The organism is Neobacillus mesonae, assembly GCF_023715155.1.
Classification (GTDB): Bacteria; Bacillota; Bacilli; order Bacillales; family Cytobacillaceae; genus Neobacillus; species Neobacillus mesonae_A.
The window spans coordinates 16,977-40,546 of record NZ_JAMBNQ010000036.1 but is presented as its reverse complement, the minus strand read 5'-3'; the positions used below and the strand labels follow the sequence as shown (position 1 = coordinate 40,546).

Genomic DNA, 23,570 nt, shown 5'->3' with positions numbered 1-23,570 from the left:
AACCTAAAATGCACAACTACATTTTATTTAAAACTACTGCTTATAATTATGGTGGAATAATTTTTTAACGGGAAAAGTTATGTGCAGATTGTGAGAGGAAACGTCAAATGAGATCTTTTTAATTGCCAATATGGCTAGCTTTCTTATAAGTATCTGGATAATCGGGCTTTAAAAATAAAATCATATTATTCCATTAAAGAGCAATATTCTTGATTAACATATTGAAGAAAATGGATCTGAACTTTAAAGATTAGAGTAGGTACTGGTTTATTTATTCGAAGCAAAATTCTTTGGGAACTTATTGACACAATTTATAATAATAAACGGTAAATAAACAATTTAAAAGCTTTCCTTACTACAGGAAAAGCAAGAATATTTCATTACAAGTTTTCCTTCTTATCTCACGATAAAGTCTAGAGAAACTTTAGGCTTTCGTTTATATAATCATTTACTTAAGGAATAATACAAAATACAAAGAGGGGGAATTTACTTGTCAGCCGAAGAAAAAAAATCAACGCAGCCACTCCGAATAATACCCATTTTTACAGTTATGCTGGCCGGTGGCTTTGTAGCATTTTTAAATCAAACCGTTATTAATGTGGCTCTGCCCCCAATTATGAATTCCTTTAAAGTTTCAGCAGATACTGCCAACTGGTTAAGTACTATTTTCTTATTAACAAACGGTATTGTTATTCCGATTACTGCCTTTTTAATGCAACGATTTACAACTAGACAATTATTTTTGTTTTCAATGGGCATTTTCTCAATTGGAACCATTATATGTGCGGTGGCACCTGCCTTCTCCGTTATCTTAGTAGGGAGGGTTGTTCAGGCTATTGGCGCAGGAATTCTTTTTCCATTAATTACGAATGTTATTTTTACGATATTTCCAATAGAGCGAAGAGGGTTTGCCATGGGGATATTTGGGGTCGCTCTAAATTTCGCACCGGCGATAGGACCGACATGGGCCGGCTGGATGATCCAAACCTATTCCTGGCATGTAATGTTTTATGTTATTGCACCGATTGCTTTTATTGACTTTATTTTGGCTATTTTCTTTGTGAAAAATGTTACGGAAACCAGTCGGCCAAAGCTTGATGTACTGGGTGTGATTTTATCAACGATTGGATTTGGCGGTTTACTTTATGCTTTTTCAATTGCAGGAACAAAGGGCTGGGGAGACCCAGAGATTGTTACTTTGTTTATTATCGGTGGGGTAAGTTTGATCTTGTTTGTATGGCGGCAACTAACGGTAGATTATCCCATTTTAGAATTCAGGATTTTCAAATATAAGATGTTTTCGTTAACTACTCTCATTAATGTTATTATTACAATGGCCATGTTCTCAGGCATGATTTTAACGCCTATCTATATGCAAAATGTCCATGGCTTTAGTCCTATGGAAGCTGGCCTATTGCTCTTGCCTGGCGGAGTGGTGATGGGTGTTATGTCACCAATTACTGGAAAACTTTTTGACCGATATGGGGCAAGGTGGTTAGCCATTATCGGCTTAGCGATTACGATTATTACCACCTACGGTCTGACAAAGCTTCAAACCAATACAGCCTTTTCTTATGTTTTATGGGTTTATACGATAAGAATGTTTGGTATATCCCTTCTAATGATGCCAATCTTTACAGCAGGTCTTAATGACCTAGGGATTAGTTTGAATAAATATGGTACTGCTATGATTAACACATTAAGGATGGTTGCTGGGGCTGTCGGATTGGCTTTTTTTGTCTCCATCATGACCAATCAAGGGAAAAGCCATTTTCAATCGATTATGAGTCAAAATCATATTTCTCCCACGGATAAAGTTCATATGGCGATGGCTGTTAAGCAAGGAACGGTGATGGGAATTAATGATGCATTTATGGTTGCTACCTATCTAACTATTTTAGCCTTTATATTGGCATTCTTTATTCGAACAGGAAAAAATGCAAAAGAGGGGGAAGTAGCTAATCAAAGGAGAGGTATTAGGAAAGTACCTGGGTCACATTCAACCATCTAACGTAGGGCCGATATGAAATTTTGAACATTAGATGACTTGGTTAAAGTAAGAGTATCCCCACCCGCGATAGCCCCAAATTGGATCTACTTATGGTTTTAAAGTAGCGGAATGTGATGGGAAAAGGTGGTCTTTATTTAAAAAGTTCATGTTTAACGGGTGCTTTAGTAAAAAAACAATTGGATTGCTGTTTCGGCAGTCCTTTTTCATTTCGTTATTCAAGTAATGGTGCTTTTCTGGAGTAACGCAATGATTCTCCATAGTAATAAGAAGAAATTGGTCTTTTTTATATTATTGCTGTTTCCTTAACGTTGTAATTCGCATCTTTCTGACCTTTTCGCAACCTACCTTTTAATGATCCGTATTGAGGAAGATATAAAGATATCAAATGTGGGGATTAAAAAAACAAATGTTGACAAAGGCAACAATTACAACTCATAATAATCTTATACTTTATATTATGAGGAGATAAATAATGGATTTCTTAGTGGGGGTAAAGGAAGCTTCTGAAATTCTTGGATGGGATCGGAGAAAGGTCTCTACTTATCATTCGCGTGGTGTGTTACCTAAACCAATAGTTAATTTATCTAGCGGACCTATATGGTTTAGAAAACAAATAGAACGGTACAAAGCTGGTAAAGAGGGCGGTATAACTGCTTATTATATTTCTGGTGAGACTGTATATGAATGTAAGCAAAATCATCCAATTAAAGAAACTTGCTATTCACCTGATGAAATCTTAGAATCTAGTGGTGATTACAGCGTCTTTTTAGAAAAGGAAATTGAACAGCTAAAAAATATAATTTTAGAAAAAAAACCGATTATTCAATTCCTTTCTTTAGAATCCATAAACTATTTACATGAATTAGGTATTTTGGAGACGGAAGTTTACGGTCAATACGCTCAACATTACTCTTGTACAATAGGAAACTCTAGGGAAGGACGGAATGAACAACCATGATAAATACTCTCCAAAGTAAATTTTTAAATGTTATAAAGGAGATCTTTCCAGACTATCCTCAGTTGATTGTTGAGTGGAATGATGACATCCGACAACTTATGATAAATCAAGAAGACTTCCAGCCTAGCCAATCCTTAAAAGCGTTTATTGTTATCATGGATCGTTTAACTAAAGAACATCAATTAAATATTGAGGATTTGGAAAAATGGGCATCTAACTATAAAAGTGAGATAAGAGGGTTTGTTCTTCCACATATACGAATAATAGAGGAGGAAAATGCTCAGTATTCCTTAAAATCTAACAATAGACAAGTAATAAACTCATTGTTAAATCAGAATTTTGTAGAATCCGGTTCAGCTTTATTATTTCATAGATTAAGAGAAACAATCAGTAAAAATGAATTTGATATCGCTACAGAAATTCCAACAGCCCGCATTGCTGAAAAGGCAATTGAAGCGACTGCCCAGGTGAGATCTGAGAATGCCAACCTAAAAGTGAAGTCCCATGCTGCAATTGAACAATGGAAGAACTTAACCTCACAGGCCATTACTTCAATGGATGATTTAACAGCAGATATTTTTGATATTGTTTCAATTCTATGGATGCAGCAAGCAACTCATAAAGACCAAATGATTCATTTCCATACAGATGACGCTTTAAACCTTCGTCGAATACAAGGACGAAAACAGGAAACTGACGGTTATCAATCCTCTTACCGAAAAAAAGAACGTGATGATATTATGAAGAGGCTGGCAGCTCTTACCACCATATGGATTCGGATTGAACGGGAAAATCTAAGATTTATTAATGAGGACCAAGAAAGTTTTGACGAAATTGGCCGAGTGCAATTTAATCCTTTGTTTGTGGTTGATAGTGTTACGGTAGCCTATCGTGGAGAGAAGCCGATTGGTATATATGAATGCAGTATTCGTCCAGGGGAACTGCTCTCGAACTTTTTATTTGGCTCACAAAAAAGTAGTGGGCTGTTGGCATTAAAGACTTTAGAATACCATCCAACAAAACAAAAATACCACAAACGATTATCAAGATATTTATCCTGGCAGTGGAGAATTCGGCAAAAGAGTGCAGACTATTTAAGGGCCTATCACATTGGCGGAGAGAAGGGGCTGCTAAAGGTCATGGATTTGGAGGTAAATCCGCGGTACGGATCAAGAATTAAGGAGCAATTTGAGGAAATTCTAGATACCTTACAGCAGGACGGTATTATTAAGGAATGGAGCTATAAAGAAAAGAATATTGAGCAGCAAATTGAGCAGGAACGAAATTGGTTTGCAAACACCTGGTTAAAGGCTCGTGTTCAAATCATCCCACCTACTGAAATCACGGGAATTGGGGATGATCGGGACATATTGCTAATTGATGACAATGACTACGAAACAGTAAATTTTTCGACCATGCTAAAAGGCATGACTCAAACTGAAACAGCTGCGGCTATAGAGATAATTGAAGAAAAGGGGGTTACCCCTGAATCCATCCACGATGAAAGAAAGAAACGGGGATTAACCATTGTAGAAGCAGCAAATGAACTAGGTATGTCACATAGCACTTTGTCCAGGTACGAAAGAAACCTAATAAAGCGTCCATATAAGGAAAACTTAGAAAAAATGAAAAAATGGTTAAATGAAAAAAAAGCATCAATTTGATGCTTTTTTTTTCATTTAACAACTTTATTCTGTTCATCAGTAAGCGAAACAAATCAGTAGTTAATAGTCAGAAGTAACGGAACTTAATAAGAGCATCACAAGTATATAAATATACGTTAATTTTGACAAAAAACACAATTATGATGTTACACTTAATGTTAACATATATTTTAATACTAACATTATAAATAACATATATTACACAAACAATGATTGATTAATTTTTTATAGTGATAATTTTTACACTATTATTTTGATTGTGTTCTCCCCTTCTAAATAAATAATAGGTGAAAAGGAAAATAATTTATAAATCCCAAAAGTCACTCATTTTCGCATTCGGGTCTATTTTTCTTATTGCCTTCAATATCTTTTTTATGACGTCTTGACGAGGGATGTAGTCACTATCACTGCATGCTTTCGTAACTGTATTTTTACTGATATTGGCATTTTTTGCGAGATCTTTCTGTTCTAGCCCGTTGTGATCCATCCACTTTCCCAATTTACTTCTCCGTTTTCCTATACCCCACATGATAAACTTCTCCCCTTTCATTTTTTTGTACAAACAGTCTCGACTGAAAATCCCATTAATATTCAATTGAATCCCAAAAAGTTGGGAATATTGGACAGGCTTATCATCATATCTTGTACTAAAGGACGTCATATGGCGTCAATGGACGTCAAAAGAAGGGTGATATTTTTGAGGAATTAGGTGAATGGGAATTTTATGGATGATTGGCAAAATGGTTATTCATGGTTATTGTTTCTTATCATATGATTGGGGGTTTTACAGTGGTATATAGACCGACTGTACGATATGATGAATTATTTAGAGACTATGTAGATTCTTTATTTCATGCGACTCATTTAGACCGGAATCAAATTATAAGAGGTGCCCTTTTTGCGGCTGCACATTCTAAGGAGTTTCATTTATTATTAAATTCTTACAAAAAGAGAGACGTCCCTATCCCCCCTGCTCCTTGGTTACTCGAGGAACAGAGTTTATGGCTAAATCAGTCTCATAAGGGAATAAAAGAAGAGAAGAACATTGAAATGGTTTCAAATAACGAAGGAGACGCAGTAAACAACACTGATAAAATCTTAAAGCAACATATAGACAGTGCAGAAAAACAACTAATTCCTGGTGAACAAGAGATTAAGCAGGCTGGAGAGATTCCTAGTTTACCAATTAAATGCACCGGTGGATTGTTCTTTAAGCTTGAATAACATTAAGAAATGTAGAGGCAAAATAAAGAGTTTAATATTTATAAGTGAATTTAAGGCAGGAAAAAGAGGATTTTTAGCTTAGATATTTTTGGAAAATTCGATAATAAATATAATGTTTAAATGTCTAATTCAGAGGGATTTATTAGAAAAGCTATATAGTACACCATCCGCTTAAAAAATAATGGTTTCTCACCTGGATCATTATTGTGCTGATTTCAGGTGAGAAAGAATGTTTTTTTGAACTTTAACAGAATTCCCTTCCTCTTTTACTTGAGCAATGAAATCTAAATAAAGAATCGTTAATAAATCCTCAATGGTTATGTGTTGGTCGTTAAGATATGGGGAAAGGTCATGAAGGAAGATCTCTCCTCTTAGGATTTCCGTTTCTTTCATTTGTATTGTGATATGGGCTTTCTTTTCTTTTTCAAAGTCTTCCTCAATGACTTCCTTCTCAATGGTTTCGAATGTAAATAAGTGATCCGACAATGCCTTCATCACTCTTTTTTCTACTTTTACCTCCCCCATGTATTGTTCTTTTTTTGACATTAAAAACCCAGCAACCTGTTTGTTTATATTCCCTTTTTTGATTTGGTTCAAGAAATCCTTATAAAGAAGATGAATAAGGACAGCCAAATTAAACCCATGTGGGACGTCTTCATACATATCGAACATATCGTCAATAAATACTTCCCCTCTAATATAATCATAATATCCAATAATAATCTTTAGGTACCTTCGGTTGCCGAATATATAGTCAAATAAGCCTTTAGAGGGAGACAGGCCTTGTAATTTTCTTTGAAGAAGATTTAATCTACTGTAAGATTTCTTCAAGAGAACCACCCTTTTCAATCCAATTTATGACGCTCATCATAATAAAGAAAACAACTTTGCGTTCGGAAAGCTGCTTCTGAATAGCAAGACCATAAGGCCCTCCAATGGTTTGATAAAGACTTTCTTTTAGCATGGTATGCATATATATTTTTGTATCTTCATAGTCAATATTCCAGTCAACTATTTCCATATGATGTAATCCAAATTGTAAAAGTGAAGTATTAAAAGCGGTTTGACTGAGGGCTTGTCCATCTTCCCTTTGGTAAAATCTCTTTGTTTGTTTACAGTAGGTGCGCAGCTTCATCTGCATAATGGGTGTTACAGGGAATTTTATATTGTGACACTTATCTGATCGTGTTTTTCTTTTTTTCTTTTGCTGATATTCAGGAACTTTTTTTTCTACAACTTCTTTTTTTGAAATTATTTTTTTGTTATTTGCGTTTTGGAACATCGGATTTAAGCTCTCCACTTTCAAGACTCCCCCCTCTATTTTTTTATTTACCTCATGGTCACTTTTCCATTTTTCCATGTTTTATTAGATATATAGTAAGGGGGGAGGAAGAATAGAACCCTTTTGAATATTTTTTTAGAATAAGGGAATAATGGTTACTACAATTCTCTTAAAGGAAGGAAAGATAGGAATATGCCGAAAAAAAATAAGGGGAAAAATGTATCAAAACAGATAAAAAAAGCAGTGAAAGATGCAAAAAAGGCCGGAGTGAAATTGGTTAAAGTAGAGATTCGCTAAAAAATCAATTACTAGAAGTGATTAAATTTTATCTTTAGCTGAGGACAGCATCACCGGGTAACCTCCAGCTAAAGAATCTAATAATTTATTTCTGATACTTGAAGACCTAATAATTATTATCATTGTACACATACAACAAATTGCGTGAATAAGCCGTTATGTCCAATGGAACTTAGATGGTAATAACCGATAGTAATGTTACTTATATTTTGTATACATTTTTGTAAACATAAATTTTATAGTCTTTTAAATTAAAAAATGAGGATGAATGCATTATTAACATATATGTTATTCTTAATGTTATTAATGATATATATGTTATTGATAATAGCGTGACGTTTTTAATGGTAACAATATTTACATTTCTTTAAATAGGCCTATGAGAACTACTTATAAAATGAGGTTAGAATCTGATATAATGAAACAAAGGTGGTGTTTTATATGTTAGAGGAACAAAACAGTGAACCTAAGCGAAAATATGCCTGGATTGGTAAATGGGCAAAAATGACGGGTGAACGAGCAAGAATTGATGCAAAAGTGAACAACACCTATATCATATATGAAAAGAACGGGAAACTTGTAAAGGAATTTCCGAATGGGAATGTTATTCCGTTTCAAAAAGATGGTGAATCTTAATGCATTCGCATCAACCAATCTTTTTTGTATTCGCCGGCAATAATGGAAGTGGAAAAAGCACCTTCCGCAACTTAATCATTGATAAAATAGGTCTTGATATAAATCTTGACCCTGATGCAATTGCCAGAAGAATCGATTCGGAAAATCCAGAAAGTAAAAGATTAGCTGCTGGTAAAGAAGTGATTAAATCCGTTAAAAAGTACATGAAAGAAGGTAAAGATTTCTCAATTGAGACAACACTTGCTGGGACCAATGCCATCAGACAAATTCAAGAAGCAAAAAAGATGGGATATGAAGTCACCATGTTTTATGTTGCTCTTCGTCATGTAAACCAAAATATTGAAAGGGTAGCCATGAGAGTGAAAAATGGCGGCCACAACATTCCAACTGAAGATATCCTTAGAAGAAATACCACCTCTTTCAAACATCTTTACAAGTATGCCCATATGATTGATAATCTGATTTTAATCGATAATAGCGAAGACCGTGGTGATATTGTATTAGAAATAAATGATGGTTGTATCACCTACCAGGCGCATCCCCTTCCTTCGTGGGCCCTTCCAGTTGCGAACAATTTAAGGGAGATCAATAAAAAACGCTTAAGACAAAATATACCCGGTTTACTTAATGATGGAATGGACCATTTGCCTTAGCAAGTGGTTTCCTTTCTCCCTTGAGCCTTCTTTCAAATGGTTGCGCTAGCAACCGTAAAGCAGGTTCGATGCCTGCGTTTTATAATCAAAAAAAACGGATGTTTTTTACCATTCGTTGGTGAAAAATTGATGCTGATTAATCCAGTATTTTTTAAGGGCAAACTCCCCTCTCCCAATTCTTCTTCACATCTTTAATCTGAAATACCAAATAATGATAAATTATCTTCAATGCAAAGGGGAAAGTTCCCCTTTGCTAGATACATAGTTTTTTAGAGATATCCTTTTTCCTTTAAGCTAACGTGCTTACCGGTATGTGTGACAATAATATGGTCAAGCACTTCGATTCCTAAAACTTTCCCTGCTTCTGCAAGCCTTTTGGTTACTTCAATATCTTCTCTGCTAGGGGTGGGGTCTCCGCTTGGGTGCTGATGACTAATGATAATTGATGCTGCATTATTGAGAATAGCGCATTTCATTACCTCTCTAGGATGAACAATACTTGAATTTAAACTCCCTACATGGGCTCTATGTAACCCTACTACCTGATTTTTCGTATTTAGCATCAACACAAGTAGCACTTCCCGGTCCTCATCCGCTATGTAAGAAGCTGCTAACTGCTGCGCATCTTCTGGTGAGCGGATAGAATACTGTACAAACGGCTCCTGAGATTCCTTAATTTCCTGCTTGATTCGTACTACTTCAAAGATTGACATAAATTCCATTTTTCCTAACTCCCTTTCTTTTTGTTTTTTCATTTTTCTTGCCTTGCGAAGCGAATAATTTCCCCAAAGGGAATTATTTTTCCCCTTTGGCATGGAGAAACGAAAAACACGCATAGGCGGTCGGTCAAGGGATTAGCATAAAAAGTTTTTTTCTGTTGCGTAAGCGCCCCTTAAGGAAAAAAACTTTTTTGCCCCTTGATTGGCCGAATAGCCGTCTTATCTTTCAGCCGGGAAGGTTCGGGTGCCCTAACGGATGAAGGATTAGACGGCTTGCGATGTTTTACGATTCGTAAGGCAAAAGGGAAAAATAAACAAAAAATAGCAGCCTGAAGGCTGCTTTCCTATGGCCATTATGTATTTGGGTCTTAGGTTCGTTTGGTACGGCGGCATGCCGTAAATGGAACAGGAACCTACGGAATGTTGGCTCTAGCCTTACAGACCGTGGTTATCGGGCCATTTAGTGCCAAAGCGACACGTACAAACTGTTAGAAAGTTGTCTTCCTTCTTACAGTTTGTAGTGCTGCCTCCCAGGATAAGAATATGGGGTTTTATTTTGGAAAGGATTTAACGCTTTGAAAAGTATAAAACTCTTTTGCTAAAAGATTTTTATTAAAAATCATGATTCCCTGGGCAAAATGGAGAGGTCTTAAGGAAAATATCAACTTATGGTGAGCGAATACTTAAATAGACTTTATTGAAGGATGTGTTAAAAATGGTTGATTTAAATCGTAAAGAAGAAATTGTAGGATTAAATTTAAAGTATTGCCATATTGAACATGATATTAGAAGATGATTTATATAACAAAGAAAAGATGAACCATGATTTAACAAATCTTGTTGCCTATCTTGCTTTACTGGGATGAAAAGGTTGTAGGAATGAATCCAAATTTTTAGTCAGCAGTATCAATAATGGTAAAGAGAATTCGAATTCTAATTTGTAAATTTGAAATAAGGTATTATCTCGTAAACAATCTTTGGGTAAAAAAGAGGATCGTCCCTATATTGGGTAAACGATCCTTTCTATATATATTCAAATATTGGTTAAGAAAATATCCCTCTTTGTTGCTTTTTTCCATAACGAACTCCTAAGATGTACATCAATAACATTAGCATGTATTTAGAAATTCCCATTACTAACATCTTTCTTCTTATTTCTAAGGCTATTTATTCAATCAATATCAATATTTTGGTGGTTGTGGACCGGTTCATTTTTAAGTGCAGCTTATTTTGTTGCAATCCATTGATTTATTTTATCTTCCCCTTGCTTTGATACATCCTTCAATTGGTCAATTAGATAAGTAAGATAGGAATTGAGATCAAATCGATCGTTATGAATAAATTCAGATAAGAGTTGATTATTTTCTAAACCCATTTATATTCCCCTCCGTTTTTTCTTTCCTTATCTACATGTTTCCCAAGTTATTAATCTTTTATACATACAAATTACAAATATATTTTTAAAAAATCTATTTTGAACAGTATGGATCCTAAGAATTTCCAACACCATTCGAAAAAGGATTTATTTACTTCGCTTCGCTATTCTTTAGCGGCAGCCTTATACGGTGTAATTATGTTTATCATCAGTAATGATAACAATCTTAATTATAAATTAATTGTTATTGCTAACATATATTATATTGTTGTTGATGTATTATATATAAACGTAATTTAGACTGGTCACTTCAATTACAACTATTGAAAATGGCAAGGTGTTAGATGTTTGTCCAATAATAGAAACTTTATTTATAATTAAAAAAGGACACCCTTTAATAAGGGAGTCCCATAATCGGTTGGATTATGAATAATTAATCTTATTAACTCAATGTTTTTTATAAAATAAATATAGAATAAGCTTATTTTTTTTCAATAGCCCCATATTCTTCTAACAATTTTCTTATTCCCAAGTTAATTAATTTTGATTTGTCTCCTTTTTCGCCTCTTGCTGCTATTTTGTCAACAATTACAGCTAAGTCTGGATCCATATAAAACGAAGTGAAAACTTTCTTGTTTTTCTTTTTTATTGGTTTTTTTCCTGTAGCTAGTTCCCTAAGATATTCATCGTCTTCAACATGATCAACATCAATGATATTAACAACATTGTTATCATTAACATATGTTTTGTCATTATTTATAGCATTAGTTTTCTCAATATTATTATTAACGTTTTTAAGTTCAATATCATTTTCGGCTTTATTGTTATTTACCTTTTTATTTGCATCATTAGCAATATCTTCATTTTTATTTTTCTCAATATTGCTATCGTCATCAGTATTAGTTTCATATGAATTAAAGAATGCTTGGGTAGCATTTGGTTTCTTAATTCGATCCTTGAGGTTGTTTTTGGCTGACACGTTTTTTCAACTCCTTCACAAATGGAACATAATATTCTAACGCATTTCGTAACTCTGAGTTGCCATCAAAGCCTTCAATCGCTAACCGTCTAGTAGAAGCTTTTCTTTTTATAATGGTATCGAATTTTAAATTAGGATAATCCTCCTCAACAGCTTCAATCATTACTTCGTTTTCCTTGGCTCTAGCATCAATTAATGAAAATAGAATACCGGCTGTTTCTAAGGTAGGATTATAACGTTCCTTTGCCCCTTCGATAATTTCTAAAAACTTTGGAATAGCATAATAAGCAAACATGGAACCGTCAAACATTACTACAGCATAACTCCCTGCCTCTGAATATGTACTTAGTGGAATAACAGTTTGCTCAGAAAGTGCAGGTGGAGTATCAATTATAATCCAATCATAATCGTCCATAACTGGCTCTAGGGCGCTCTGTAAAGCATCTAATTTAAGATGATTTTCAAACATTTTTCTTGGTAGCGTGGCAAGAAAATCGTTAGCCGGAATTAAATCAAGATTTTTGTTGATTTTAATAATATATGGCCTTGCATCACCATTTATAATGGCTTCCAAAATAGTTCTCTCTTCAAATACAGTGCATATATCATATTCACCGGTTAAAAAGCTGGTTAAGTTTCCTTGCCCATCCATATCAATAGCTAAAACCCTCTCATCTTTACTCAGAAGATAAGATGTAATCCCACTGCTAGTGGACTTAGAGCATCCGCCTTTACTGATTCCAAAAGTAACTATTTTTGCGGTCAATACATTCACTCCTATTAATGTTAATTGTAAATGATAAATCTTGCTATTATTCTAGCATATATTCTATATGTATAAAAAGATGTTTATACCAACATTATAGTTCATATTATTACATAGTTTGATAATAATTCAAAACATATGTCAACATATATATTGATCTATATTTTAATTATACTCTATATTCTTATAAATGTAACATTTTTTCCTAATATATAAGGTGATAATTTTTATTAACCAACCTTTCTTAGGGGAAATATGAGATTAAATAAATATAGAAAAAAGTATATGACGATATATATGTTGTCGTTAATTATGTAGTATAAATAAACATTTTTTACATTAATAACAATACCAACATTTTACAAAGGATTTTCAACATTATGAAATTAGCATTCTAAAAAAATAACCACAAATAATATTATAAGTTGCAATAAACTTCGGCATACAATTTAGTAATTACAAATTATACAATGTTTGTTATAAACTAAATTAACTTGTTCTTTAAATCCAAATATTTAAAGTGAGGAGTCTTTTTTTAGTACGTAACAACATATATGAATTAAATAAATATATTAGACTGTCATATCAATCAATGTAATTATTGTTGTATATAATGATATATATATATATATATTAATAACATTATTAGGTGATTAGATCGTAATAGAACTATTAGTACTAATAGTAGGGGAGAATTAAAGTATATTTTTTTCTTTTTTTGAGAAATTCACAAGAATAATGAAACATAGAAAAATGAATATAACATGATTAAAATAATATATGTTAACATATATTATAATGTTGATTTTGATGAATCGAATATAATATATATTAAAATATTATTTGTAATATAAAATACTGTATGATAAAAAGTATATGATGATATTGAGATTATTTTTAATATTAAATAGGTTATGGTAATAGAAATCATATTTAAAGTATAAAATATTTTATATGTTTTAATATATATTAACATCGTTATTAAATTTGTTTTCTATTTCAGTATACATATAATTAGTAGCAAAAATTGTTTATTTGATTTCTAATAAAAGCGAATAGATAAGTTGGAGAAAAAAGGGGAGGAAGGAAGGTACTATATATAACAACATATATTTCAAATTATATGTTGTTATTGAAAGTGTATTTAAGTTTATTGTTTTTTGTATATTTGATGAAAAATTAAGAGTTTAGTTCACGGTTCTGGTTTTAACCTTTCTTAAGCTAGGAGATATTGATCTAGTACTCTTAATAAGGGCAATGTTTAGTAGAGGAATTGGAAAATCGGTTTAATGCTTTGTTAATGTAGGATGGCACCTAATGTATAACCTTAAATTTTGTAACCTAGGAGAACGAGCTTCTCATCCTTTTAAATTACATATGGAATAGTTATAACTCTGATTATTTTAAATTTCATTAAAGGACTTTATTATTGGTGATCTCCTTAAAAGCAGTTTAGTTCTCTATGTTGATTTTGAAGGTTGTGAAATTATACACTCAAAGAATAGGTCCAGGTTTAACGGTTAATTTGAAGAGTTGCATACAGTAGATGTTGTAGAGGTGAAAAATGAAAACTAGAGAGGAAGCAATTAATTATTGTTTGACATTGGAAAACACCTATGAAGATTATCCGTTTAGTGATAAGAATTGGACATTAATACGACATAAAGAAAACAAAAAGGTCTTTGCGTGGATTTTCAAAAGGGATAATCGTATTTGGATTAACCTGAAGTGTGAAAACGGCTGGTTAGATTTCTATCGTCAGAATTATTCTTCAATAGTTCCTGCCTTCCATCTTAATAAAGCTCATTGGAATTCAATTATTCTTGACGGTACTATTCCAGAGGAAGTTATATACGATCTGGTTAGACGAAGTTATGAATTAACAAAGGAAAAATAAGTTGAGCTAGTTACATTACCTAATATATTTTTAACTAAACATTAAAGCCCCTGTATGAGAAAGAATGTACGGAAAAGTAGTTACACAACACATACAGGGTTTTAACGCAAGAAAGAATAGAATTAGAGAGGATCTATAAAATGCTGTTATTATGCACTACTAAGCAGGCAAAAAAAGCAACCAAATTCACGCATAAATCTCATATTATGAAATGCTAATTTATATTAATATAAATATCAATTATTATTGTAATTCTTAACAAAAGCCCTTTATCTAAACCAGGCTCATTTAATATTAAATTGTTACTTGTTTGAGAATTTGATAATTTTTATGGTTGATAACGGTTACATTATTCTCGTATAAAACTCCGGTTCGATTTAAAGCAATTTTAATCATAACCGAGTTTTCATATACCTTTTCCACAATACCAACGATTCCTTTTTTAGAACGGATCCGATCATTTATTTTAGCTGTTTTCAATTTGTTTCACCCTTTTTAATAAAAATTTACAGAATATTGTGGTTAATATCAAGTATTTATTGCTAATAAGTAATTAAAATCCAAAATTAAAATAACTTTATTGTAACTTTAAAATTATCTAGTTTTTAACTAATGAAAAAAGATATATTGCAAACGTTGTTTTTGACAACCTTGATAATAACATCATCAATAACATATATAGCATGTTTACTTTTAATAATATTGGTCTTATATATAGCATTATCAATTAATCCTATTATTTAATTGTTTTTTAGTTACGTCATCGCGCAAAATTGTTCATTTAAAGACTTATATTAGCAAAATAGATAGTGAACTAAAGAAAAGAGGGCAGAGGCGGACAATAAACCAGAATATACCACAACATTTATTCGTTTTGTGAAGCATTTTAGCAGTATAATAGTATTGGTATTTCAACAGATATTTACAAAAAGGGGACAATTTATGAAGAAATTAACCTACTTATTTATGGCTTTTTTATTAGTTTTCCTTGCAGCTTGTTCATCAAATGAAACAACTAGCAAAGGGGAAAATGCTGAAACAAAGAAAACAGAAATTAAAATAAATAAAACTCAAGAAGTAAGTAAAAATAACGCAGCCACTGTTGAAAGCAAAAAAAGTATACCTGAAGATAAAGCTGAAAAAACGACTAGTGAAAGCAAAGTCAGTCCAAGCGTTTCTGCCACTAGTACACCAAACACAACAAGTGTTAATGGTGACTTTGACTACAGTAAATATACGTTAATCGAAGTAGATGGAGGAGATATGTCAGGATATAGAAAGCCGAATGTCAGAGTTGATGTCGGGTTTGGCGACAGGGAATATTGGGCTTTTACAAATGAATACGGACAACTAATTCGTGTTGAGGCAAAAAATATAACACTCCAAAATCCGAATACTGAGCATGTTTCATCTTCTGGGAGATACTATTCTGATGAAGCGAAGGTCCCTGGCACAGAGAGTCCAACGTTAGATGAAGGGCATGTAATTGCTGATTCACTTGGGGGAGTATCTAACGCATATAACATTACACCTCAAGACAGCATTCTCAATAGACACGGTGATCAAGCTTATATGGAAAAAGTAATTCGAGATGCAGGGGGTTGTACTGATTTCGTAGCAGTGATTCAATATCCAAATACTCAGACGCAAATTCCTAATCATTATAAATTCACATACAAAATTCAGGGCAGATCCATTACAGATGAATTTGACAATGTAAACCCAGATGAAGTGAATAAAAATTTAGGGAAAACGACAGGTACGAGCAGTAAGCCGCCGAAATCAGACAATGTAACAGCAAACGAAACTGTAAGTAGTAATGAAAATGTTAGTAAGGTGGATACCAATCATAATGGTCGTGTTACAATCGCTGAAGCCAAAGCTGCTGGCTTTAAAATGCCAATTACGCGCGATTCATGGCTCTATAAATATATGGACGATCGAGATGGTGACGGACTAGTAGGTGAGTAAACAAATCAGATATTTATAAAAACATGTAACACAAAAGTGAAAAAAATCGGCAAAAATAGGTGCTCTCGGTGTCTTAAACCTTGATCAAATAATTGAGTTTCTAGCATACATGAAAAAAGGCAATTAAACAAATAAAGGATATCATTAAAGCTTTTAGGTAAACAGAAGGGATAAGCCTTCTGTTTTTTATTAACTAAGCACAAGAGGAGCTATAAGAGACAAGGTCGAGAGTGACAGATGCAGAAACAGAAAATGGAAAAAACTACAAGCCGCATTGTTTATGAAGAAAGATAACAAATGTAATTAATAGTCTTCCATTCAGGTCTATCGCTTTAGGAGTAATTGTAGAGATAGAAATTCCACCACATAATCTTTAAAACATTTATTATGAAGAAATGTACTTACATTAAACGGGGGCAAAACCTTAAGTTGGAATAGCTTCGGCGGTCTCTTTTTCTTGTTGTGCGAACGGGGCAAGTTAAAGAAGGAAATTCAATGAATGGAAAACGATGGAGAGCAGTTAGGATTTTATTTCGTAAAAATACAGGGGGGAAAAATGACTCAAAATCCCATTGTTTTAGTTGTTAGTGTGTCAATAATCAAAGATGAAAGGGTTTTAATGATTAAAGAAAATAAATTAAATGTTATTAATAAGTGGAATTTTTCAAGTGGACGAATTGAACCAGGAGAGGATATTCTCTATGCAGCAAAAGGGTAGTAAAAGAAGAGACAAGATGTATTTGGCAATTAAAAAATGCTATATACGGTAGTCTGTTTTTTGAATGTAAAAAGAGCCGATATACGCAAGTAGTGCATAAAAACTTGCATATCTTAGGCTCTTTATTTTTATTCCTTATTATGCTAAAGCAGGATAGTTTAATAGCAATAGGTAAGACTTGATGTTATCTCCATCTTTTCCCCTGCTCCACACCCAACGTGCGACTTTCACCGCATTAGGCGTTCTATCTTATTCTTTTAGACTAAAGCAACTAAATTACAAACTTTACGAAATTGGTTTAGCTTCTTCAATTGTTTTCCATCTAATTGAAGAGTGTTCCTATATCGTTCAATCGTCTTTTCACTTGTAGCATGGATTAATCTATGAACATCTTTATGTATGATTACAAGATTATTAAACTCATCTGTACCTCCCATAAATCTGGGTAATTTATGATGACAGTGTACCTGATTGGATGTTAAAATTCCCCTGTTACTGCACATTTGCCTAATTGCATAGAATACCTTGAGATTCTGTTATCTGCAACCTCCAGGTTGTCTTTACCGTAAGGTACTTTTAACATTTTGTTTATTTGTACGGCAACGTCGGCTATAAGATTTTGATGAAGTTTAAGCCTTTCTTCTTTTGTATAATTACATATATTTTGACTGAAGTTCATGGCATTACTTGCTTGAATATCCCCTAATGGAAATAAATATGCACCAGCAATTTTATATGTTCTGAAATTATTCTTATGAAGTCTCTTGTATGTTTCTGATGGCTTTATAGGCTTTCCATATTTGCCAATTGGTTTTAGACGATTATACATGGTTTTCAATAGACGATAGGCTATTTTTCCAAAATCTATATTGATATGAGTCGCAACCTTGAAGTAATTTTTTATTCCGAGAAAATAAGCGTTATAATCCATGACAGTATGTGGTGTTGGCTTATTTTGGATTTTGCGAATGAAATATCTAAGTTTTTCTAGTATATCATTCATCTTTTTATCCATAACGTGTGTATTGGCTAATATTTATTACGCTTGGTTACTGCTTTAAGAGAAAGACCTAAAAAATCAGATTTCCTCCTTCTAAGATTAGTAATCGCTGATTTCTCAGTTGATATATCAAGGTTTAGCTGATTTTTTATGTATTCCTTGGTAGCGTGAAATATTTTGATAGCTGATTGGTGAGAATTTGTGAAAATCTTAAAGTCATCTGCATATCTAACGATATACATTTGTTTGAGATTCGTTTTCCTTAACGCTCTTGTCTTACTATTGGTTGCGTAAGCATGTTTTGTTTTTAGGCATTCCCATTGGTTGGCTATCCACCAATCTAAGTCATTTAAAACAATGTTTGATAAAAGAGGAGACAGGATTCCTCCTTGCGGAGTTCCTTTAGTTGGAACACCAATGCCTTTGATTGGTGCATTTAGCATTTTCGAGACAATCGTTAAAACTCTTTTGTCCCGTATGCCTATACTGTACATTTGTTTAATTAACTTTGAATGGCTCACGTTGTCAAAGAAACCTTGTATATCAATGTCTACTACATGATGCAACTTCACATTATTGACTAAGAACTGACATCTAGCCATTACATGGTGAGTTGACCTATTTGGTCTAAAACCGTATGAATGGTGATAAAATTTAGCTTCACATATTGGCTCTAATACTTGTTTGAACATCTGTTGAATTAGTCTATCTCTCATAGTCGGAATACCTAATGGACGTTTCTTTCCATTCGGTTTAGGTATCTCAACCCTTCGCACCGTTTGAGGTTTATAATTCTGTAATACTTTTCGAATTTCCTCGATAAATTCATCAGCGTTTTCAATCTTGTATTGGTCAATCGTGATGCCATCAGTTCCAGCTGTTTTTGAACCTGTATTCGCTTTAATGTTCCGAAAGGCTAATAAGATATTGTCTTTTGATATGATATGTTCATATAGCCTTAAACCCTTTGTGGCATTGTTTTTACTTCGCTCATAAAGGTCATCAAATATGTCTTGCATACCGTAATATTCTGCATGTCGTAGAGCTGCACTCACCGATGGATTGTTTCTCCTTCCTTGCGGAAAATCCCATCATCTTACTCGACCCTGTGAGTTTCATTTAGTTATGTTAGTTTTCAAAGAGAAGACTTGGGACTATCCCTCCACGCTCGTTACACGCTTTAACGGTACTGTGTCCCTACTTTCGCAAGAGTAAAGTCACTTCGATATATTATTATCTTATAGACACCATCCCGATAGTAGTCGTTTAAAAGTGGATGTTTCTTACTTACAACGTTCCGATTAACCTAGCTTTGCATATATCCGTAGGTGCTCACTTTAAGCCTGCCAACCTATATCCTCATTTGTTAGATATCCCGAAGTTCCTATACACTACTCGTACTTTTCGGTGTTTGACACTGCGTTCGCAGCATACGTCTTTCGAGCGTATTAATTTCTAGACCCGTACATTCGCAAGTTCGTCAGTCCAGTTGGACATTCTCACCATAGATATTTTGTAGCATCCCGACCTATCACAAACCATATTCTAAGAAGCAACTTAGGTTCGTTTCAGCCGACTTCACATAGCTTCATACACATTCTGGCTACTACCTTCATGTGCATGTAGGAGGATCAGATAACCCGTTTCAGCTCAACATGACGACTTTCATTCCGAGTTTTAATTAATCAGTTGTAATTGCTTGATAGCAATTCTCCTATTTCGTGCTTTGGCACTTATAAGGAAACGTTTCGCTCAGTACATTTCTTCACAAACTATACATTATTCAAATTAAGTTTTTAACTTTTTTACACACATAAATCATCTCATAACTATCGTTTGTAATAGGGGTTTCTTTCCAATCCTTAAATATGTTTACTATCCAAAACCGTTAAATAATAGGATTCTTTCCATCTCTTTTGGAAAAACATAGCGTAATCTTATATTGGTTCTTTTTTCATCTATTATTTTTTCTTCTTTATTTATGTATTTTCTAATGGTTGTATAGTGTTGGATTTGACTCAAAGAATCATAATTACTAATCGTATATACATCCACCTTATTTTGAGTGTTTTTGTCTATATATGACTTCCAATATTCTTCAGTATCAGGTTGGATTAACTCTTCTGTACTTGGGAGTCTTGTGTTGAAAATAAAAACACCGTCAATTTCTAAATGTTTATTTACAGATGCTAATAGCCCATCCTGTTCCTCATTCGTAAGAAAGTGCTGGAATGAGTTTCCTACAGAGAATATAAAATTACTCTTAATATTTAAGTTAAGTTTAGTACAATCCTGTGCGACCCATTCGATTTGCAATTTAAGTTTTGATGACTTCTTTCTCCCTTCACATAACATTCCTTTATGAATATCAACCCCAACGAGTTTGTAACCTAACTTCGCTAAAGGAATGGTTGCTCGACCTGTTCCACAGGCTAAATCAATTATAGGTTCACCTTCGCTTTTTGAAGCCCATTTCATTAAATAAGAAAGGTCTTCAATATATTCTTCATTTTCCTTATCATATAAGATAGGGTCATCATACTCTTCCGAATTTGTTTTTAACATCTCCAAAAAACCCCTTTAAAAAATCTTACTTTTTCTAATTTTAACACATTGAACAGTAAATCTTCTTTGTTCAACTATCGCACCCGTTAGTCAACAAGAAAAAGCCGCCAGAATGGCAGCTCTTAGTTAATTTAATAAATTTAAAATAATTATTAACAGAATGGATAATGAAATGGAACCAATCGTAAAGTATCCAAAGTATTTCAAGGGTTTTGACAACTTTTTTATATTTGTTTTGGCAAGATTAGCAGCATTTCCTTCAATCTTGTTAAAATGGTCTATTACATCATTAAAAGGTTTATTTTCATCTTTCATTCAACCACCACCCATTTACTAAATTTTAACATATTCAGTCCTCAATATTGGCATTCTTTGTTTTTTTTCTTAAACTAAACTGCCGTTAGTGCAGTAAGCATTGCTTCACAAAAATGAATAAATATTAGTGTGTATAAAGTTTTACCCTTAAATAATGATTCATAAAGATTAATAAACATACTGCCAAAACCTACATCTATTAAATGCCAGAAACAAAACAAGATTAGATGTGGAACTAATTGATACAATAATTTATGATATTTATCCCATTTCTTACTCATTTGAGGAGAATTTACTTGCTTATGTCTATACATATAAATATAAAATTTTGGAAGAATATTTATGAGTAAGGGATAAAATTTAAGGATGATGGTAATTTTGGCAAAAAATCGAACGGAAGAATTTAATCAAATAGTGAAAACGATTAAAGCAACCTATGAGGATCTAGTTGATTATTGGATTGATTATTCCCTATATGCTTCATTTGAATACTGGATGGAATTAGCTTTGTTCATTCTTCCGCTAATTTTTCTATTTTTTAAAATTGATAAAACAAAAATTTTCCAAATTGGATTTTATGGTTATAGCGTTCATATGATAGCTCATTATATTGATATATTTGTAAGAGAGATGGGCTTTAGAAATCACCCAATCCCCTTAATTCCTTTTCTCCCTGGTTTTGCATTTGACTCTAGTTTAATTCCTGTAACATTCATGTTAGTTTACCAATGGACTTTAAATAATAAAAAGAATTATTATCTATTTTCTGGTATAGCTGCCTTATTATTTTCTTTTGTACTGAATCCTACATTTGTTTCAATCAATTTACTTAGACTGTACGGAAAGACAAACTATTTTCATGTGTTTTTAGGCTATGTAATAGTTATTATTGGTGCAAAGTTCATTAATGATGTTTTTTTATGGACTGAAAGGAAATTTAAAAAACCATCAAATTAGCAGTAAATTAGAAGTCCTCAAGAAGGATTATCCCTTATTTCCTAGCGGGGGAGTCCACTGGACCAATGATGTTCACAATTCTATGAATGGATTATTTATTATGAAGTGGTAACAAAAGGGTTTTAATATTCTTTATATTGAGTTGTTATCCGTTTTGCTAAAAAACTACCGACATCATAGTTCTTCCAACCTGCTAGTTAAAAACTAAAGGAAAATTTGTGAACATTTGTACTTAAGGCTGACGGGGGATTTTCTTCAACGGGAGAGACGTTTTTTACTAACGTTGGGAAACCTTTAACTAAGATTAATGACAGTTGGGGTATGAAATGAGAAAAAAACAGGAAATTAGAAATGGTCATATTCTACTGATACTTAGTGTTATTTTAGTAACCGTCTTGGGTGGTTCTTACCGTGAGATTTCAAAGTATTATAAAAATATGGTGTATGTTAGTTTATTTAATGCAATATATTATTTATTATGTAGAAGACATCTTGTCTGGGAGTTCATTCCTATTGGACTAAACTGGAATTTTATTAAATTAGTCCATACAGTTATAGTAACTCCATTATTAGTCCTTATATTCCTAAGTAAGATGCCAAATACGCTGTTGAAGCAATTTATTTACTTTATATCTTGGATTATAGGTAGTTCTACAGTTGAATATTTGATTCACAAAAAACGGTTAATTAGTTATTCCCACGGTTGGAATGCTTTTTGGTCGGGATTATTATTCATAAAGATGTTTTTGCTCAGCCATTTATTTACTAAACGACCTATACTCACATTATTCCTATCTTTGTGTTCAACTGTTTTTTTTATTTTCAAATTCAATGTTCCATTAAAGATAAGCCACATCTCAAGGTACTTTCAACCATTAGTTGATTTATACTACCATACAATTTTGGAGGATTTTTTTACAAGGAAAAAATCATTGTAAAAGTATTGGGGTTAATTTATGGTTAATCCCTTATTAAACAACTATGAAAATAAAATTCTGCAACATTTGGAAATTGCCAATCCTAAAGAAGACTCAGCTTTTTTTTAAAAAAGGAGGGCCTCATTCATTAATCAATAAGTTTGACTGGATTAAGATGCTTCAGATCCTTGTAGAGTAACTATGTATCCTAAACTTTCAAGTCTCCGAAGTGAATGCCGGACAATAGATTGACGTATTTGTTTATCCAAGGGGTCTTCAAATAAGTCTACATCCATCCTTTCTTTTTTAAAAAGATTTCTTCGACCTGAACCCCAACTGCTTTGGCAATTTTAAAAGACAATATAACGGAGGGTACATAATCTCCTTTTTCAATTAAGCCGATGGTTTGTCGTGTCACACCAATTTTCTTGGCCAAAACAACCTGTGACCATCTAAAAGGTGCCCGTAATTCACGAACTATTTTTAGGCATTTGTTATTTGTCTCCAAAAATTGGTTATTTATAATGTGATATTTTATATGCAAAATGTAAAGGATTATATGCATTTTGTGATAAATAATTGCAAAAAATTTTAACTCTCACGGGAAATAAGAAGAGGGCGGTGGGCAATGCTTGAAAACGTTTTGATTTGTGAAGTGGTGTACTT

The 23,570-nt window shown here is 33.0% G+C and carries 22 protein-coding genes and 1 pseudogene; 11 read left to right on the top strand and 12 right to left on the bottom strand.

Annotated elements, in window-relative coordinates; all coding sequences use genetic code 11:
- The first annotated feature begins 550 nt into the window (after positions 1-550).
- The 3 genes from M3183_RS21395 to M3183_RS21385 all read left to right on the top strand — a co-directional run bounded on the left by M3183_RS21395 (position 551) and on the right by M3183_RS21385 (position 4,633).
- Positions 551-2,011 carry a DHA2 family efflux MFS transporter permease subunit gene (locus M3183_RS21395; RefSeq protein WP_251472814.1) on the top strand — a complete coding sequence of 487 codons (1,461 nt, stop codon included), beginning with the start codon at positions 551-553 and terminating at the stop codon, positions 2,009-2,011.
- Between the two features lie 472 nt (positions 2,012-2,483).
- A complete protein-coding gene (locus tag M3183_RS21390) occupies positions 2,484-2,969 on the top strand; it encodes a hypothetical protein (protein WP_251472794.1) in 486 nt (161 codons plus the stop codon).
- On the top strand, positions 2,966-4,633 hold the full coding sequence (locus M3183_RS21385) for a helix-turn-helix domain-containing protein (protein WP_251472792.1): 1,668 nt from the start codon (positions 2,966-2,968) through the stop codon (positions 4,631-4,633). The genes M3183_RS21390 and M3183_RS21385 overlap by 4 nt, the downstream gene beginning before the upstream one ends.
- A 304-nt stretch (positions 4,634-4,937) precedes the next feature.
- On the opposite strand, the gene M3183_RS21380 is transcribed toward M3183_RS21385, so the two are convergent.
- Positions 4,938-5,162, bottom strand: a complete 225-nt coding sequence (locus M3183_RS21380) for a helix-turn-helix domain-containing protein (RefSeq protein WP_251472791.1) — start codon at positions 5,160-5,162, stop codon at positions 4,938-4,940.
- 203 nt (positions 5,163-5,365) lie between these two features.
- On the opposite strand from M3183_RS21380, the gene M3183_RS21375 reads away from it, so the two are divergent.
- Entirely contained in the window at positions 5,366-5,857 is a 492-nt protein-coding gene (locus tag M3183_RS21375; RefSeq protein WP_251472788.1) for a hypothetical protein, read from the top strand.
- A gap of 201 nt (positions 5,858-6,058) precedes the next feature.
- On the opposite strand, the gene M3183_RS21370 is transcribed toward M3183_RS21375, so the two are convergent.
- Positions 6,059-6,688 (bottom strand): hypothetical protein, encoded by a 630-nt coding sequence (locus M3183_RS21370; RefSeq protein ID WP_251472786.1) that lies wholly within the window; start codon positions 6,686-6,688, stop codon positions 6,059-6,061.
- Positions 6,669-7,163 carry a hypothetical protein gene (locus M3183_RS21365; protein WP_251472784.1) on the bottom strand — a complete coding sequence of 165 codons (495 nt, stop codon included), beginning with the start codon at positions 7,161-7,163 and terminating at the stop codon, positions 6,669-6,671. The genes M3183_RS21370 and M3183_RS21365 overlap by 20 nt, the downstream gene beginning before the upstream one ends.
- Positions 7,164-7,877: 714 nt before the next feature.
- On the opposite strand from M3183_RS21365, the gene M3183_RS21360 reads away from it, so the two are divergent.
- Both M3183_RS21360 and M3183_RS21355 read left to right on the top strand, forming a co-directional pair.
- The gene (locus M3183_RS21360; RefSeq protein WP_251472783.1) at positions 7,878-8,072 is read left to right on the top strand and encodes a hypothetical protein; all 195 of its coding nucleotides are present in this window, start codon (positions 7,878-7,880) and stop codon (positions 8,070-8,072) included.
- On the top strand, positions 8,072-8,725 hold the full coding sequence (locus M3183_RS21355) for a zeta toxin family protein (protein ID WP_251472782.1): 654 nt from the start codon (positions 8,072-8,074) through the stop codon (positions 8,723-8,725). Before M3183_RS21360 ends, M3183_RS21355 begins: the two co-directional genes overlap by 1 nt.
- 269 nt (positions 8,726-8,994) lie before the next feature.
- On the opposite strand, the gene M3183_RS21350 is transcribed toward M3183_RS21355, so the two are convergent.
- From M3183_RS21350 to M3183_RS21335, 4 genes are all read right to left on the bottom strand, one after another.
- A complete protein-coding gene (locus tag M3183_RS21350; RefSeq protein ID WP_285880696.1) occupies positions 8,995-9,540 on the bottom strand; it encodes a JAB domain-containing protein in 546 nt (181 codons plus the stop codon).
- Between the two features lie 1,129 nt (positions 9,541-10,669).
- A complete protein-coding gene (locus tag M3183_RS21345) occupies positions 10,670-10,819 on the bottom strand; it encodes a hypothetical protein (protein WP_251472780.1) in 150 nt (49 codons plus the stop codon).
- 481 nt (positions 10,820-11,300) lie between these two features.
- Positions 11,301-11,798, bottom strand: a complete 498-nt coding sequence (locus tag M3183_RS21340; protein ID WP_251472779.1) for a hypothetical protein — start codon at positions 11,796-11,798, stop codon at positions 11,301-11,303.
- Positions 11,764-12,564: a ParA family protein gene (locus M3183_RS21335; protein ID WP_251472777.1), complete on the bottom strand. Its 801-nt coding sequence runs from the start codon at positions 12,562-12,564 to the stop codon at positions 11,764-11,766. Before M3183_RS21335 ends, M3183_RS21340 begins: the two co-directional genes overlap by 35 nt.
- A gap of 1,564 nt (positions 12,565-14,128) precedes the next feature.
- On the opposite strand from M3183_RS21335, the gene M3183_RS21330 reads away from it, so the two are divergent.
- A complete protein-coding gene (locus M3183_RS21330; protein WP_251472775.1) occupies positions 14,129-14,461 on the top strand; it encodes an MmcQ/YjbR family DNA-binding protein in 333 nt (110 codons plus the stop codon).
- 294 nt (positions 14,462-14,755) lie between these two features.
- Here the strand turns inward: M3183_RS21330 and M3183_RS21325 are convergent, their stop codons facing one another.
- Entirely contained in the window at positions 14,756-14,941 is a 186-nt protein-coding gene (locus M3183_RS21325; RefSeq protein ID WP_251472773.1) for a DUF2187 family protein, read from the bottom strand.
- 462 nt (positions 14,942-15,403) lie between these two features.
- On the opposite strand from M3183_RS21325, the gene M3183_RS21320 reads away from it, so the two are divergent.
- A complete protein-coding gene (locus M3183_RS21320; protein WP_251472771.1) occupies positions 15,404-16,432 on the top strand; it encodes a DNA/RNA non-specific endonuclease in 1,029 nt (342 codons plus the stop codon).
- Positions 16,433-16,931: 499 nt separating this feature from the next.
- Positions 16,932-17,150, top strand: coding sequence for an NUDIX hydrolase (locus M3183_RS21315; protein WP_251472769.1), 219 nt, complete (start codon positions 16,932-16,934; stop codon positions 17,148-17,150).
- A gap of 257 nt (positions 17,151-17,407) precedes the next feature.
- Here the strand turns inward: M3183_RS21315 and ltrA are convergent.
- From ltrA to M3183_RS21300, 3 genes and pseudogenes are all read right to left on the bottom strand, one after another.
- A pseudogene (gene ltrA, locus M3183_RS21310) lies at positions 17,408-19,205 on the bottom strand (group II intron reverse transcriptase/maturase).
- Between the two features lie 820 nt (positions 19,206-20,025).
- The gene (locus tag M3183_RS21305; RefSeq protein ID WP_311315396.1) at positions 20,026-20,715 is read right to left on the bottom strand and encodes a class I SAM-dependent methyltransferase; all 690 of its coding nucleotides are present in this window, start codon (positions 20,713-20,715) and stop codon (positions 20,026-20,028) included.
- A 126-nt stretch (positions 20,716-20,841) separates the two neighbouring features.
- Positions 20,842-21,030, bottom strand: coding sequence for a hypothetical protein (locus M3183_RS21300; protein ID WP_251472767.1), 189 nt, complete (start codon positions 21,028-21,030; stop codon positions 20,842-20,844).
- A 378-nt stretch (positions 21,031-21,408) separates the two neighbouring features.
- Between M3183_RS21300 and M3183_RS21295 the strand changes: the two genes are divergently transcribed.
- Together M3183_RS21295 and M3183_RS27485 are read left to right on the top strand one after the other, a co-directional pair.
- Positions 21,409-21,987 (top strand): hypothetical protein, encoded by a 579-nt coding sequence (locus tag M3183_RS21295; RefSeq protein WP_251472765.1) that lies wholly within the window; start codon positions 21,409-21,411, stop codon positions 21,985-21,987.
- A gap of 326 nt (positions 21,988-22,313) precedes the next feature.
- Positions 22,314-22,925, top strand: coding sequence for a CBO0543 family protein (locus M3183_RS27485; RefSeq protein ID WP_396953746.1), 612 nt, complete (start codon positions 22,314-22,316; stop codon positions 22,923-22,925).
- A 265-nt stretch (positions 22,926-23,190) separates the two neighbouring features.
- Here M3183_RS27485 and M3183_RS21290 read toward each other — a convergent pair whose 3' ends face one another.
- A complete protein-coding gene (locus M3183_RS21290; protein ID WP_251472813.1) occupies positions 23,191-23,385 on the bottom strand; it encodes a helix-turn-helix transcriptional regulator in 195 nt (64 codons plus the stop codon).
- Positions 23,386-23,570: the final 185 nt, after the last annotated feature.

Excerpts from the sequence above, each read along its gene's own strand:
- M3183_RS21390 (WP_251472794.1), top strand. The coding sequence starts at position 2,484 with ATGGATTTCTTAGTGGGGGTAAAGGAAGCTTCTGAAATTCTTGGATGG.
- M3183_RS21305 (WP_311315396.1), bottom strand. The coding sequence starts at position 20,715 with ATGTTAAAAACAAATTCGGAAGAGTATGATGACCCTATCTTATATGAT.
- M3183_RS27485 (WP_396953746.1), top strand. The coding sequence starts at position 22,314 with ATGAGAAAAAAACAGGAAATTAGAAATGGTCATATTCTACTGATACTT.
- M3183_RS21385 (WP_251472792.1), top strand. The coding sequence starts at position 2,966 with ATGATAAATACTCTCCAAAGTAAATTTTTAAATGTTATAAAGGAGATC.
- M3183_RS21380 (WP_251472791.1), bottom strand. The coding sequence starts at position 5,162 with ATGTGGGGTATAGGAAAACGGAGAAGTAAATTGGGAAAGTGGATGGAT.
- M3183_RS21360 (WP_251472783.1), top strand. The coding sequence starts at position 7,878 with ATGTTAGAGGAACAAAACAGTGAACCTAAGCGAAAATATGCCTGGATT.
- M3183_RS21300 (WP_251472767.1), bottom strand. The coding sequence starts at position 21,030 with ATGAAAGATGAAAATAAACCTTTTAATGATGTAATAGACCATTTTAAC.
- M3183_RS21350 (WP_285880696.1), bottom strand. The coding sequence starts at position 9,540 with ATGCCAAAGGGGAAAAATAATTCCCTTTGGGGAAATTATTCGCTTCGC.
- M3183_RS21355 (WP_251472782.1), top strand. The coding sequence starts at position 8,072 with ATGCATTCGCATCAACCAATCTTTTTTGTATTCGCCGGCAATAATGGA.
- M3183_RS21315 (WP_251472769.1), top strand. The coding sequence starts at position 16,932 with ATGGAAAACGATGGAGAGCAGTTAGGATTTTATTTCGTAAAAATACAG.
- M3183_RS21345 (WP_251472780.1), bottom strand. The coding sequence starts at position 10,819 with ATGGGTTTAGAAAATAATCAACTCTTATCTGAATTTATTCATAACGAT.
- M3183_RS21395 (WP_251472814.1), top strand. The coding sequence starts at position 551 with ATGCTGGCCGGTGGCTTTGTAGCATTTTTAAATCAAACCGTTATTAAT.
- M3183_RS21330 (WP_251472775.1), top strand. The coding sequence starts at position 14,129 with ATGAAAACTAGAGAGGAAGCAATTAATTATTGTTTGACATTGGAAAAC.
- M3183_RS21320 (WP_251472771.1), top strand. The coding sequence starts at position 15,404 with ATGAAGAAATTAACCTACTTATTTATGGCTTTTTTATTAGTTTTCCTT.